The 13,031-nt window shown below is 51.1% G+C and carries 14 protein-coding genes and 1 tRNA gene; all 15 read right to left on the bottom strand.

The features are described 5' to 3' along the window. Positions 1-24 precede the first annotated feature (24 nt). A complete protein-coding gene (gene nuoL / locus J9260_RS03765; RefSeq protein WP_210219717.1) occupies positions 25-2,010 on the bottom strand; it encodes an NADH-quinone oxidoreductase subunit L in 1,986 nt (661 codons plus the stop codon). Between the two features lie 3 nt (positions 2,011-2,013). Continuing rightward, positions 2,014-2,319, bottom strand: coding sequence for an NADH-quinone oxidoreductase subunit NuoK (gene nuoK / locus J9260_RS03760; RefSeq protein ID WP_093069533.1), 306 nt, complete (start codon positions 2,317-2,319; stop codon positions 2,014-2,016). Beyond that, the gene (locus J9260_RS03755) at positions 2,316-2,915 is read right to left on the bottom strand and encodes an NADH-quinone oxidoreductase subunit J (protein ID WP_210219716.1); all 600 of its coding nucleotides are present in this window, start codon (positions 2,913-2,915) and stop codon (positions 2,316-2,318) included. The genes nuoK and J9260_RS03755 overlap by 4 nt, the downstream gene beginning before the upstream one ends. A gap of 9 nt (positions 2,916-2,924) precedes the next feature. Further along, a complete protein-coding gene (gene nuoI, locus J9260_RS03750) occupies positions 2,925-3,416 on the bottom strand; it encodes an NADH-quinone oxidoreductase subunit NuoI (protein ID WP_093069530.1) in 492 nt (163 codons plus the stop codon). 10 nt (positions 3,417-3,426) lie between these two features. Then, on the bottom strand, positions 3,427-4,497 hold the full coding sequence (gene nuoH / locus J9260_RS03745; RefSeq protein WP_210219715.1) for an NADH-quinone oxidoreductase subunit NuoH: 1,071 nt from the start codon (positions 4,495-4,497) through the stop codon (positions 3,427-3,429). A 4-nt stretch (positions 4,498-4,501) separates the two neighbouring features. After that, the gene (gene nuoG, locus J9260_RS03740) at positions 4,502-6,808 is read right to left on the bottom strand and encodes an NADH-quinone oxidoreductase subunit NuoG (RefSeq protein WP_210219714.1); all 2,307 of its coding nucleotides are present in this window, start codon (positions 6,806-6,808) and stop codon (positions 4,502-4,504) included. Positions 6,809-6,811: 3 nt separating this feature from the next. Further along, positions 6,812-8,092: an NADH-quinone oxidoreductase subunit NuoF gene (nuoF, locus tag J9260_RS03735; protein ID WP_210219713.1), complete on the bottom strand. Its 1,281-nt coding sequence runs from the start codon at positions 8,090-8,092 to the stop codon at positions 6,812-6,814. A gap of 4 nt (positions 8,093-8,096) precedes the next feature. Next, the gene (locus J9260_RS03730; RefSeq protein ID WP_228292183.1) at positions 8,097-8,618 is read right to left on the bottom strand and encodes an NADH-quinone oxidoreductase subunit NuoE family protein; all 522 of its coding nucleotides are present in this window, start codon (positions 8,616-8,618) and stop codon (positions 8,097-8,099) included. Then, positions 8,618-9,871 carry an NADH-quinone oxidoreductase subunit D gene (locus J9260_RS03725; RefSeq protein WP_210219712.1) on the bottom strand — a complete coding sequence of 418 codons (1,254 nt, stop codon included), beginning with the start codon at positions 9,869-9,871 and terminating at the stop codon, positions 8,618-8,620. Before J9260_RS03725 ends, J9260_RS03730 begins: the two co-directional genes overlap by 1 nt. Continuing rightward, positions 9,871-10,584 (bottom strand): NADH-quinone oxidoreductase subunit C, encoded by a 714-nt coding sequence (locus J9260_RS03720; protein ID WP_210219711.1) that lies wholly within the window; start codon positions 10,582-10,584, stop codon positions 9,871-9,873. Before J9260_RS03720 ends, J9260_RS03725 begins: the two co-directional genes overlap by 1 nt. Before the next feature lie 3 nt (positions 10,585-10,587). After that, the gene (locus J9260_RS03715; protein ID WP_202717941.1) at positions 10,588-11,064 is read right to left on the bottom strand and encodes a NuoB/complex I 20 kDa subunit family protein; all 477 of its coding nucleotides are present in this window, start codon (positions 11,062-11,064) and stop codon (positions 10,588-10,590) included. Next, complete coding sequence (gene ndhC, locus J9260_RS03710; protein WP_093069518.1) at positions 11,055-11,411, bottom strand: NADH-quinone oxidoreductase subunit A; 357 nt, start codon at positions 11,409-11,411, stop codon at positions 11,055-11,057. The genes J9260_RS03715 and ndhC overlap by 10 nt, the downstream gene beginning before the upstream one ends. A 224-nt stretch (positions 11,412-11,635) precedes the next feature. Beyond that, a tRNA-Leu gene (locus tag J9260_RS03705) sits at positions 11,636-11,720 on the bottom strand. A gap of 24 nt (positions 11,721-11,744) precedes the next feature. Continuing rightward, positions 11,745-12,203 (bottom strand): preprotein translocase subunit SecG, encoded by a 459-nt coding sequence (secG, locus tag J9260_RS03700; RefSeq protein WP_210219710.1) that lies wholly within the window; start codon positions 12,201-12,203, stop codon positions 11,745-11,747. 14 nt (positions 12,204-12,217) lie between these two features. Continuing rightward, positions 12,218-12,970: a triose-phosphate isomerase gene (gene tpiA, locus J9260_RS03695; RefSeq protein ID WP_210219709.1), complete on the bottom strand. Its 753-nt coding sequence runs from the start codon at positions 12,968-12,970 to the stop codon at positions 12,218-12,220. Positions 12,971-13,031 lie beyond the last annotated feature (61 nt).

Raw genomic sequence — 13,031 nt, 5'->3', positions numbered from 1 at the left:
CATTTCCAAGTAATGTCCCAGGGGCTAAACAAACAACAGCCAAGTAATCATTAGCAATAAACCAACGATCATGGAAAAAGCGTAATGGTACAAGTATCCCGTCTGAAGTTGACGCGCCACACCGGATGCCCACTGCACCACCCGTGCCGTGCCATTCACAACCAACCCGTCAATCAATAAACGCTCACCGAATGCCCACAGCGCGTTCCCTAAATGAAGCGAACTATTAGCGAAAGCTTTCTGGTTAAAATCATCTAAGTAATATTTACGATCTAACAAGGTATGTAACCAACGGAATTTGTCATATGCCCACACCGCCAGCGCATTATTTTTCAGGTAGATATACCAGGCCAGCCCCAAACCAGCCATTGCTAACCAAAACGGCGGAGCCAACAAGCCGTGCAGAATAAAATTCAAGATACCGTGGTAATGCGAACTAATCGTCTCTAAGCCAAGGTGCATTGAAATTGAGCTTTTCAAACCCGGATCAAGAATATGTGCCGTATCATTAACGTGAATTTCATCGTGGAAGAAATTACCCACCACCATTGGGTCTAATAAATATCCGGCAAAAACCGACGGAATCGCCAGCAATATCAGCGGTACAGTAACTACCCACGGTGATTCATGCAGGTGATGCAGGGTATGGTCATCCATGCGTTCTTCGCCGTGGAACACCAAGAAAAACATACGGAAACTGTAAAATGCGGTAACAAACACACCCAATAACACCAAAGTATACGCATACCCAGAAGCCCATAATTCAGAATGATGCACAGCTTCAATAATCAGGTCTTTTGAGAAAAATCCGGAGAAACCGGGGAAACCAATCAAGGCCAGTGAACCAATTAATGCCGTCCAATACGTAATTGGCATGTGCTTTTTCAACCCACCCATTTTACGGATGTCCTGCTCATGGTGCATCGCGATAATCACCGAACCCGCAGCCAAGAACAACAATGCCTTAAAGAAAGCGTGCGTCATCAAATGGAACACCCCGGCAGAATAAGCCGAAGCCCCCAACGCCACCGTCATATAACCAAGCTGTGACAAAGTGGAATAAGCCACCACACGTTTAATATCGTTTTGTACAATACCAATCAAACCCATGAAAAAGGCCGTGGTCGCACCCACGATCAAGATCATGTTTAACGCCGTATCGGACAATTCAAAAATGGGTGACATCCGCGCCACCATGAAAATCCCCGCTGTTACCATCGTCGCAGCATGGATTAACGCTGAAATAGGCGTAGGGCCTTCCATTGAATCGGGCAACCACACATGCAACGGCACTTGCGCTGATTTACCCATTGCCCCGATAAACAAACAAATCGAAATAAATGTCAGCAAATCCCAATTCATGCCCGGAAACAGCGTCAATGGCGGCTTTTCAATTTGCACCGTACCAAATACGTGTGCGTAACTGAGGGTTTCATAAGACACTACGATTGCCGCAATCCCCAACAAAAATCCAAAGTCACCCACGCGATTCACCAAAAACGCCTTCATATTGGCGTAAATCGCGGTATCTTTCTTAAACCAAAAACCAATCAGCAAATACGACACCAGCCCGACCGCTTCCCAGCCGAAGAACAACTGCATAAAGTTGTTACTCATAACCAGCATCAGCATCGAAAAGGTAAACAACGAAATATAACTGAAGAAACGCTGATAACCGGGGTCTTCGTGCATATAACCGATGGTGTAAATATGCACCATCAACGACACGAACGTCACCACCAGCATCATCATGGTACTGAGATTATCCAGCATAAACCCCACTTCAAAGCGGATTTTGCCAATTTCAGCCCAAGTATACACCGTACCGTTATAGCTATTACCATTGCCCATCACATCATAGGCAACGTAAACCGACAGCAAAAACGCCACCGCCACGCCCAAAATAGTGACCCAATGCGCTCCTGCACGTCCAATCTTTTTCCCAAACAGCCCCGCAGCAATCGCCCCGAACAACGGTGCAAGCGGAATAGCCAGATAAATTGCTTCCATCGCTTACCCCTTCATCGCATCAAGTTGTTCAACATTGATCGTGCGCCGGTTACGGAACAAAACCACCAAAATCGCCAAGCCAATCGCCGCTTCCGCTGCTGCCACCGTGAGGATAAAGAACACGAACACCTGCCCTGCCATATCCCCCAAATAATGGGAAAACGCGATAAAATTCAGGTTCACCGCCAGCAACATCATCTCGATGCACATCAACAAGATCAGCACGTTCTTACGGTTAAGGATCATGCCTGCGATGCTGATCGCAAACAGCAAGGCCGCCACAATCAGGAAATGCGACAAAGGGATCATGCTTGCTCCTTGGTTTCGGCTTTCATCTTCACCAGACGTACACGGTCTTCCCGCTTCACCTGCACCTGTTGGCTAATATCTTGTTTACGCGAATCCGGGCGACGACGTAGCGTCAAGGTAATCGCGGCAATAATCGCCACCACCAGAATCACCGCCGCAATTTCAAACGGATACACATAATCGGTATACAAAATCGCACCCAACGCTTCAGTATTATTCGCCGGAGCCGGATTCAACGGTGTCGCAATCTGAAACGGCGCACTTTGCAGCACCAGAATCATTTCCACCGCAATCACCGCTGCCACCACAAACCCAACAGGTGCGTGTTTCACTAGCCCCTCTTTCAACGGATCTGTGTTCAAGTCCAGCATCATAATCACGAACAGGAACAGCACCATCACCGCCCCGACGTACACCAACACCAGCACCAAGCCGAGAAACTCCGCTTCCAACAGCAACCACAATGCGGCACTGGTGAAAAAGCTCAAAATCAGGCACAACGCCGCATACACCGGGCTGCGTACCGTCACCATCCCCACTGCCGCTGCCAGTAATACAGCGGAAAACAGGTAAAAGATAATCTGCTCAAATGTCATGTCATCCCCTTAACGGTACGGCGCATCAGCGGCTTTCATCTTGGCAATCTCAGCTTCGTGCTTGTCACCGATTGCCAGCAATTTGTCTTTGGTTTGAATATTTTCACCACGATTTTCAAAGTGATACTCGAAAATATTGGTTTCCACAATTGCATCCACCGGGCAGGCTTCCTCGCAGAAACCGCAGTAAATGCACTTAAACATATCTATGTCATAGCGCGTGGTACGGCGAGTACCATCCGGGCGTTCTTCCAAATCAATCGTGATTGCCAATGCTGGGCAAACCGCTTCGCACAATTTGCAGGCAATGCAACGCTCCTCACCGTTCGGGTAACGCCGCAATGCGTGATGCCCGCGAAAACGGTTGGAAATCGGCGTTTTCTCTTCCGGGTACTGAATCGTGATCTTACGCTCGAAGAAATACTTCCCCGTCACGCCCATGCCCTGCATCAATTCTTTCAGGCTGAACGTCTTGAAATAATGTTTCCAGTTGAAACTCATATCAGTCTCCTTACAGCCACGGTTTCCAGCCCAGCGCGATCGCCAGCCCTTCCGCAAAAATCCACACCAAGGTTATCGGGATCAGAATTTTCCACCCCAAGCGCATGATTTGGTCATAACGGTAACGCGGGAACGTGGCGCGAAACCAAAAGAACAGCAGCATAAAGAACGAGGCTTTCAACAGTAACCAATGGATACCATCACCAAACACCCAGCCCAATACCGGCATATCCGTCAAGAAAGTCAGCCCTTGGAACGGTGACAACCACCCACCCAAGAACATCAACGAAGTCAGTGCGGCAATTAGCCACATATTGGCGTATTCCGCGAGGAAGAAAATCGAGAACGCCATACCGGAATATTCCACATGGAAACCCGCCACAATCTCAGACTCACCTTCCGCCACGTCGAACGGCGCACGGTTGGTTTCTGCCACACCCGAAATAAAATACACCAAGAACAAACCAAACAAAGGCCACACAAACCAGCTAAAAATGCTACCGGATTGCGCCCGCACAATGTCGCCGAGGTTCAGGCTGCCAGATGCCATCAGCACCCCGACCAGCGCAAACCCCATTGCAATTTCATACGACACCATTTGCGCCCCAAGACGCATTGCACTCAGTTGCGCATACTTAGAATTCGATGCCCAACCCGCAATAATGACCCCGTAAATCCCCAAGGAAGTCAGTGCCAACAGGAACAACAACCCCGCATTCACATCCGCCAACACCATGCCGTCACTGAACGGAATCACCGCCCAAGCCGCAAACGCAGGCCCCATTGCCAACAAGGGTGCGATCAAAAACAGGAAACGGTTAGACTTCTCAGGAATAACAATTTCCTTAAAAATCAGCTTGAACATATCCGCAAACGGCTGCAACAAGCCTTTGAACCCAACCCGGTTCGGCCCCACGCGCACCTGCATAAAACCGATGATTTTGCGTTCTGCGTAAGTCGCGTAAGCCACCAACAAAATCAGCGGCAACACAATTGCCACCACTTTGATCAAAATGATTAGCAGCGTCACCATCCACTCAGGGAGGAAGGCACCGAAGAAATTTGCGAGTATTTCCATCATTCCCCTAACCTGCCTTTGCTATTTGGAGCGTACCGAAAGCCGCGCCCAACACGTTGGATATTTCAATGCCCGACTGCAAACCGGCGCAACCTGCTGGAATACCCGCGTCCAGTTGTGCTGGCAACGTGATCGTCACCGCCCCCTGCGACACTTTAAGCGTATCGCCAGCCGCGATACCCATATTCGCCGCATCTTGCGGATTCAACTGCACCGCTGCCGGAGGAATCATGGCTTGTAAGGCTTTCGCACGGCGTACTAGCGGATCAACGCTGTACATTTCTACGTCGCCAATACGCTGAAATCCGCCATCTGCCGTCGTAGAGACGCAAGATTTTGCGTCTCTACCCACAGTGCCAGCATAACGGTTGTTACAAACCTCTACACCGTCGAGTTCAAGGTGCAACTCGGCAACAATTTCTTCGGTGGCAACCCAGTCAAATTCAGGCACACCCGCCGTATTACCCAACACCCGCAGCACTTTCCAAGTAGGTCGCGCGTCACCCGGTGACACAGTCGCGCCCTTAAAGCTTTGCCACTGCCCCGCTGCATTAATAAACGTGCCGGAAGTTTCGGCAAACGTCGAACTAGGCAATAACACCGTCGCGTATTTGCGCGTGGTATCATCCGCAAACGGCGCAATCACAATCACGTTTGCCGCTGCACTTAACGCTTTCATTGCTTGTTGCGGATTCGCGAAATCTGCCAACTCGGTATTCAGCAAGACAAACGTGCGGGTATTTTCACTGAGGAACTCGCCAACCGGCACGCCCGCTTGTTTGAGTTCACGCCCCGCCGATAAACGGTGCGGCACAACACCTGCTACCCACGCACCTACGCTGTTAGCACTTTCCGCCAAATAGCCAAAGGTTGCGCCCGTTTGTTCAGCAATCGTGTAAGCCAAACCGCGTAACGCTGCAAAATCAGGATGCTGAACGGCGACATTGCCCAGCAATACCGTCGCGTATTCCGCCTTTTTAAGCGTTGCCATCACCGCATTATCAGGGTCATTCGCAATCGCTTGTAAAGCTTGCAGCATATCTGCCGGAGCAACCGCTTGCTGGGCTACATCAAAGTTAAAATCGAATGCACGCGGATTCAATGCCATCACCGCTGCGCCTTTCAACGCGGCTTTACGGATGCGGTGATTCAGCAACGGCTGCTCTTGGCGCACATTAGAGCCGATCAGGAATACCGCATTTTGCTGTTCCAATTGCGCAATGGGCATTCCCAATGACGGGCAAAGCGGTGCAGCACTTTGGTCACTGAAATCGGTCTGGCGTACACGGTGGTCAATATTGCGGATGTTCAGACCGCGCATTAAACGCTGGAACAAATACAACTCTTCCACAGTGGAAGTCGCGCTTGCCAATGCACCGGTACGCGCTGGGTCAGCCGCCCGCAAAATTTCTGCGGTCGCATCTAACGCCTGTTGCCAGCTCACTTCATACCAATGCCCATCACGCTTGAGCATAGGCTTTGTAATACGATCAGCACTGGCAATACCTTGGTAGCTGAAACGGTCACGGTCAGAAATCCAGCACTCGTTTATCACGTCATTTTCACGCGGTACTGAACGCACCACTTCTTTGCGGAAAGTGTGCACCTGAAGGTGTGAACCCACCGAATCGTGCGGGGCAATCGCATCATGCGCCACCATTTCCCACGCCCGTGCTTTGTAGCGTGACGGTTTCGCGGTCAACGCACCCACGGGGCAAAGGTCAATCACATTGCCGGAGAGTTCCGATTTGAGCGATTTCTCAATATACGTGCCGATTTCGAGCCGATCACCGCGCCCTACCCCGCCCATTTCGCGCATCCCGGCGATTTCATCACCGAAACGCACACAGCGGGTGCATTGGATGCAGCGGGTCATTTCGGTTTCGATCAAAGGGCCAATGTCTTTGTCTTGCACCACGCGCTTGATTTCGGCGTATTGCGATTTATTGCTACCGTAGCCGACTGAGACATCCTGCAATTCGCATTCGCCACCTTGGTCGCAAATCGGGCAATCCAGCGGATGGTTGATCAGCAGAAATTCCATAATGCCTTTCTGCGCGTTCTTGGCTTTGTCGGAGCGCGTCCAGAATTTCATGCCTGCATTCACTGGCGTGGCGCAAGCGGGAACCGGTTTCCACGATTTTTCCATTTCCACCAAACACATGCGGCAGTTGGCGGCAATGGAAAGCTTTTTGTGGTAGCAAAAACGCGGAATGCTAATGCCATTATTATCAGCCACTTCAATCAGCATCGCACCTTTGCGAGCCTGAACCGGCTGGTCGTTAATTTCGATGGTGACGAATTCTTCTGCCATGTGTTACCCCTGTCCCACCATGCTACGACCGTGCTTGACGTAGTACTCAAATTCCTCACGGAAGTGCTTAACGAAACTCCACACCGGCATCGCCGCCGCTTCACCCAAGGCACAAATGGAACGGCCTTCGATATTGTGGGAAATTTCTTCGAGCCGCGTAACGTCTTCCATCTTGCCCTTGCCTTCCACAATGCGGGTCAACATACGGTATAACCAACCTGTGCCTTCGCGGCAAGGTGTGCATTGCCCGCAGGATTCGGAAAAGTAGAAACGTGAAATCCGCTGCAACACTTTGACCATATCGGTGGTGTCGTCCATCACGATCACTGCACCCGAACCGAGATATGAACCGGCTTTGGCAATGGTGTCGTAATCCATCGTCAAGCCCATCATGACATCACCCGGTAACACCGGAACGGACGAACCGCCCGGAATCACCGCTTTCAACTTGCGTCCATTGCGCACCCCACCAGCCAACGCCAGCAGTTCAGGGAACGGCATTCCCATCGGAATCTCGAAATTGCCAGGATTATTCAAATGCCCTGACATCGAAAACAGCTTTTCGCCACCGGAATTCTTCACACCCAAATCAGCAAACCACTTGCCGCCGTTGCGCATAATCACCGGAATGGAGGATAGCGTTTCAGTGTTATTAATCGTGGTCGGGCGACCGTACAAACCGAAACTCGCAGGGAATGGCGGCTTGAAACGCGGCTGACCTTTTTTGCCTTCCAGCGATTCCAGCAAGGCGGTTTCTTCGCCGCACACATACGCACCCGCACCGAGCGTGCCGTACAGGTCAAAATCAACGCCACTGCCTTGAATATTTTTACCCAGCAAACCGAGCTCGTAAGCTTCTTTCACTGCCTGCTCAAAATTGATGAACGGCTCATCCATAAACTCGCCGCGCATGTAGTTGTAACCAACGGTTGCACCAATGCTGTAACCGGCAATCGCCATGCCTTCGACCAGCGCGTGCGGGTTGAAACGCAGGATGTCGCGGTCTTTGCACGTACCCGGTTCGGATTCATCCGAGTTGCACACGATGTATTTTTGCCCCGGCATAGTACGCGGCATAAAACTCCACTTCATGCCAGTGGGGAAACCCGCACCACCGCGTCCGCGTAAACCAGAGTCTTTAATCGTATCAATGATTTCTTCAGCAGGTGTTTTTTCAGCCAGAATTTTTCGCCATGCCTGATAGCCGCCCACTTTGAGGTAGCTTTCCAAGGTATTGGCTTGGTCGCCAAATTGGGTCGTGATGAAACAGACTTGATTTGCCATGTGCTTACTCCAGTCCGTCCAAAATCTCATCCACTTTTTCAGGGGTGAGATGGGTGTGGTATACGTGATTGACCTGCATCATTGGCGCACTGCTACAGGCTGCGAGGCACTCTTCTTCGACTTTAAGGAAAAACTTGCCGTCTGGGGTGGATTCGCCCAATTTAATGCCCAGCTTTTTCTCAACATGGTCGAGAATCACATCCGAACCGCACAACATGCAGGAGACATTGGTGCAAACCGAAATGCTGTACTTCGCCGCCGCTTTTGCATCCATTTCATACATGGAGTAAAAGCTGGCAACTTCATACACCGCAATTTCGGGCAAGCCTAAATAATCTGCCACCGCATCCATTTTTTCGCGGGATAAATAATGATCTTCGTGCATCACGGCGCGTAACGCTGCCAGCAGTGCCGATTGCTTCTTATCCGCCGGATAGCGGGCTAACCAGCTATCAATGTCTTCACGCTCGTGATGGCTGAGCAAGTCGCTTTTGCGCTTGAGCATCGTAATGGGATGTTCAGTCATCAACGGTCAACCTCCCCGAAAACAATATCTTGGGTGCCGATAATCGCCACCACGTCAGCCAGCATGTGGCCTTTCACCATTTCATCCAAGCCGGATAAATGTGCAAATCCCGGCGCACGTACTTTTAAGCGGTACGGTTTATTCGCGCCATCCGAGACGATGTAGCAGCCGAATTCACCTTTAGGGTGTTCCACTGCTGCATAGGATTCGCCTTCCGGCAAGCAATAGCCCTCGGTCATCAGCTTGAAATGCTGAATCAAGGCTTCCATGTCCTGCTTCATCTCAGCGCGTTTCGGCGGCGCGATTTTGCTGTCTTCCAGCATCACTTCGCCGGGGTTAACGCGCAGCCAGTCAATGCATTGCTTGATAATGCGATTGGATTGGCGCATCTCTTCGATCCGCACTAAATAGCGATCATAACTATCGCCATGCGTTCCCACCGGAATATCGAAATCCATTTTGTCGTAAGCGGCATACGGTTGCTTCTTACGCAAATCCCATTCCACGCCCGAACCGCGTAGCATTGCCCCACTAAAACCGAGTTGCAGGGCGCGTTCAGGTGACACCACGCCGATCCCGACCAGACGCTGTTTCCAGATGCGGTTGTCAGTCAGCAGGGTTTCGTACTCGTCGACATAACCGGGGAAACGGTTGGTGAAATCTTCCAAGAAATCCAGCAACGAGCCACCGCGATTGGCATTCAAACGCTTAGCTTCGGCTTCAGTGCGGAAACGGTTGGGCAAAAATTGCGGCATGGAATCCGGTAAATCGCGGTAAACACCACCCGGACGGTAGTAAGTAGCGTGCAAACGTGCGCCGGATACAGCTTCATACGCATCCATCAAATCTTCACGTTCGCGGAAAGCGTACAAGAACATGGTCATTGCACCCACGTCCAGCGCGTGTGCGCCAATCCACAGCAAGTGATTGAGAATACGGGTAATTTCGTCGAACATGGTACGAATGTAGAGCGCACGTTCTGGCGGGGTAATTCCCAACAGCTTTTCAATTGCCAGCACGTAACCGTGTTCATTGCACATCATCGACACATAATCGAGGCGATCCATATAACCGATGCTTTGATTATACGGTTTGCTTTCTGCCAACTTTTCAGTGCCACGGTGCAGCAAGCCAATATGCGGGTCAGCACGCACGATGGTTTCACCGTCCATTTCCAGCACCAGACGCAACACACCGTGCGCGGCGGGGTGAGCTGGGCCAAAGTTCAGCGTAAAATTGCGGATTTCAGGCATTAGTCATCACGCTCCACGGCTGGGGAAAAACGCTGGTCAGCGCGGATAGTGCGCGGAACCAACACCCGCGCTTCAATGGATACAGGTTCGTAAATGACGCGCTTTTGCTCAGCGTCGTAACGCATTTCAACCTGCCCGATGAGCGGGAAATCTTTGCGGAAGGGGTGTCCGACAAAACCGTAGTCGGTGAGGATTCGGCGTAAATCCGGGTGTCCACTGAACATAATGCCAAACAGATCAAACGCTTCACGCTCGTACCAATTCACCGAACTCCAAATGTCTACCAACGATGCCACTACCGGAAAATCGTTATCATCACAGCGTGTGCGCACCCGGATACGCAGATTGCGGCTCACCGATAACAAGTGGATTACCACTGCGAAACGTTTACCCGCGAACTGAGCACCCTCTTCCTGCGCATCAAAATCAAACGGATCCGCTTCGGTGGCTTGTGCCGCACGGCTAAAACCGCTGCGCGAGGCAGTGGTCACATCCCATTCCGCATCGCCATACGTGAGGTAATCAACCCCACACAAGTCGGTCAGTTGCGCAAAATCCAACATGGAATCGTGCCGCAGGAAACGCGCCACTTCCAGCCAATGTTCAGCGGCTACTTCCAAGGTCAACTCGCCGTGCGCCAGAACGCTGGTTGACAGCTTATCGCCGAGTCCTTGCTGAACGTAATCCTTAACAAATTCGAGTGATACAGCCATGAATTACCGCGCTATCGTGTTGGTTCGACGAATTTTATTCTGCAACTGGATAATGCCATACAGCAGGGCTTCAGCGGTTGGTGGGCAACCGGGTACGTAAATATCCACCGGCACAATCCGGTCACAGCCGCGCACCACCGCGTAGGAATAATGGTAGTAACCGCCACCATTGGCACAAGACCCCATCGAAATCACCCAACGCGGTTCCGCCATTTGATCATAGACCTTGCGCAACGCCGGAGCCATCTTGTTGGTCAGCGTTCCTGCCACGATCATCACATCCGATTGGCGCGGACTGGGGCGGAACACAATGCCGAAACGGTCTAAATCGTAACGAGAAGCCCCTGCGTGCATCATTTCGACCGCACAGCACGCTAGACCAAAGGTCATCGGCCACAACGAGCCAGTACGCGCCCAGTTGATCAGGGCATCGGCTGTCGTGGTAACGAAGCCTTTCTCCAGAATCCCTTCTACTCCCATTCCAATGCCCCTTTTTTCCACTCGTAGATGAAACCAACAATCAGGATAGTCAGGAAAATACCCATCGCCACGATGCCGAACACACCAATGGTGTCGAGCACAATGGCCCACGGAAACAGAAAGGCGATTTCAAGGTCGAAGATGATGAAGAGGATGGCGACGAGGTAGTAGCGCACATCAAATTTGATGCGAGAGTCTTCAAACGCGGGGAAGCCGCACTCGAACGGTGAATCTTTTTCTGCGTCTGGTCGGCGCGGGCCTGCGAGCAACCCCAAGCCTAGCAATACCACTGCTAAGCCAAAACCGACTGCCAGAAAAACGAGAATGGGAAGGTATTCTCCTAGCATACTAACTCCTGGTGCAAACCGTCGTGTTCTCTCCAAACCACTCGGTTGTCTGTGATGCATGATTCCAAACACACACTGTTTGTATCACTATTTCGTTATACAGTCGAATATAACGGTGCATGAACCACAGATTAATTCCCCAAAGTGGGTATTGTCAGGTTTTAGCAAGAATTAGGCATAAAAGCAAAAAGCCCATCATCTTACGATGACAGGCTTTTTATGTATGGTACCGACGACCGGACTCGAACCGGTACAGCTTGCGCCACTACCCCCTCAAGATAGCGTGTCTACCAATTCCACCACGTCGGCAAAGCAGGCGCGAATTCTATCCTACTATTTCTTTTCTTGCACGGGTTTTTCATCGGCAACTGGTTTTTTCTCATCAACCACTGCCTTTTCTTCAACCTTGTCAGACGGCTTAGCATCAACAGCAGGCGGAACATCGCTAGAAGCTTTCTCGGCGGCAGGTGCTGGTGGTACATCACTTGCAGGTGCTGCCGGAGTTTCTGTCTTGGTTTCTGGTGCAGCAGATTGCATAATGCTGACGGATTCCAGCGTGCGCCCTGATGCCAAAAATGCCAAGGCCAATGCCACCAAGAAAAAGACGGTCGCCAGAATACCGGTGGTACGACTCAAAAAGTTCGCTGAACCTTGCGAGCCAAATACCGTACCCGACGCACCGCTACCAAACGCAGCACCTGCATCAGCACCCTTGCCCTGTTGCATTAGGATTAACACAATCATAGCCACAGAAACAACGATCAAAATGATCAACAAGACATTGTATAACATAGTTTTTTTGAACCTTAGTTACCGGCCTTGCAAATAGCCAAGAATTCGTTGGCATCCAGTGATGCACCACCAATTAGGCCACCGTCAATATCCGGCATTGCAAACAATTCAGCAGCATTCGCACCTTTGACGCTGCCACCGTATAAAATTTGTACCTTCGCTGCAACCGCTGCATTCAGCGTCGCTAATTTACCGCGAATAAAAGCATGGACATCCTGAGCCTGTTGCGGACTAGCGGTTTTACCCGTGCCAATCGCCCACACCGGTTCGTAAGCAATCACACCGTCAGTCAGTGCTTCCACACCTTCCAATGCAATCACCGCATCCAATTGACGCGCCACGACCGCTTCGGTAATGCCTGCTTCACGCTCCTCCAGCGTTTCGCCCACACACAGAATCGGTTTGAGGCCATGCTTACGTGCAGCAGCAAACTTACGTGCAGTATCAGCGTCTTGTTCGCCGTAAATCGCACGGCGTTCAGAGTGACCCACAATCGCGTAGTCACAGCCAAATTCCTTGAGCATCGCCCCGGAAACTTCGCCAGTGAAAGCACCTGCGTCTTGATCAGCAATATCCTGAGAACCCAGACCGATACGGCTTCCAGCCACCAGCGTTTGAGCCATGGGAATGTAGACGTAAGGTGGGCAAACTGCCACCGCTACATTATCCATGCCTTCCAGTCCAGCTAGAATGCCACCCATCAAAGACTCGATACTCGCCTTTGACCCGTTTAGTTTCCAGTTACCTGCAACCAATTTCTGACGCATAACTCCACCTCTCTTTCAAGCAAGGGCGAAAGATTACCTGCATAAGCGGTGGAAATCAATC

This window comes from Thiothrix unzii (assembly GCF_017901175.1).
In the GTDB taxonomy this organism is placed as follows: domain Bacteria; phylum Pseudomonadota; class Gammaproteobacteria; order Thiotrichales; family Thiotrichaceae; genus Thiothrix; species Thiothrix unzii.
This window is presented reverse-complemented; position numbering and strand designations above follow the sequence as displayed.

What these genes read in the sequence shown, in the direction of transcription:
- nuoH (WP_210219715.1), bottom strand. Translation starts at nt 4,497, where the DNA reads ATGATGGAAATACTCGCAAATTTCTTCGGTGCCTTCCTCCCTGAGTGG.
- ndhC (WP_093069518.1), bottom strand. Translation starts at nt 11,411, where the DNA reads ATGCTAGGAGAATACCTTCCCATTCTCGTTTTTCTGGCAGTCGGTTTT.
- nuoL (WP_210219717.1), bottom strand. Translation starts at nt 2,010, where the DNA reads ATGGAAGCAATTTATCTGGCTATTCCGCTTGCACCGTTGTTCGGGGCG.
- tpiA (WP_210219709.1), bottom strand. Translation starts at nt 12,970, where the DNA reads ATGCGTCAGAAATTGGTTGCAGGTAACTGGAAACTAAACGGGTCAAAG.
- J9260_RS03720 (WP_210219711.1), bottom strand. Translation starts at nt 10,584, where the DNA reads ATGGCTGTATCACTCGAATTTGTTAAGGATTACGTTCAGCAAGGACTC.
- J9260_RS03715 (WP_202717941.1), bottom strand. Translation starts at nt 11,064, where the DNA reads ATGGGAGTAGAAGGGATTCTGGAGAAAGGCTTCGTTACCACGACAGCC.
- nuoF (WP_210219713.1), bottom strand. Translation starts at nt 8,092, where the DNA reads ATGGCAAATCAAGTCTGTTTCATCACGACCCAATTTGGCGACCAAGCC.
- secG (WP_210219710.1), bottom strand. Translation starts at nt 12,203, where the DNA reads ATGTTATACAATGTCTTGTTGATCATTTTGATCGTTGTTTCTGTGGCT.
- J9260_RS03730 (WP_228292183.1), bottom strand. Translation starts at nt 8,618, where the DNA reads ATGACTGAACATCCCATTACGATGCTCAAGCGCAAAAGCGACTTGCTC.
- J9260_RS03725 (WP_210219712.1), bottom strand. Translation starts at nt 9,871, where the DNA reads ATGCCTGAAATCCGCAATTTTACGCTGAACTTTGGCCCAGCTCACCCC.
- J9260_RS03755 (WP_210219716.1), bottom strand. Translation starts at nt 2,915, where the DNA reads ATGACATTTGAGCAGATTATCTTTTACCTGTTTTCCGCTGTATTACTG.
- nuoK (WP_093069533.1), bottom strand. Translation starts at nt 2,319, where the DNA reads ATGATCCCTTTGTCGCATTTCCTGATTGTGGCGGCCTTGCTGTTTGCG.
- nuoG (WP_210219714.1), bottom strand. Translation starts at nt 6,808, where the DNA reads ATGGCAGAAGAATTCGTCACCATCGAAATTAACGACCAGCCGGTTCAG.
- nuoI (WP_093069530.1), bottom strand. Translation starts at nt 3,416, where the DNA reads ATGAGTTTCAACTGGAAACATTATTTCAAGACGTTCAGCCTGAAAGAA.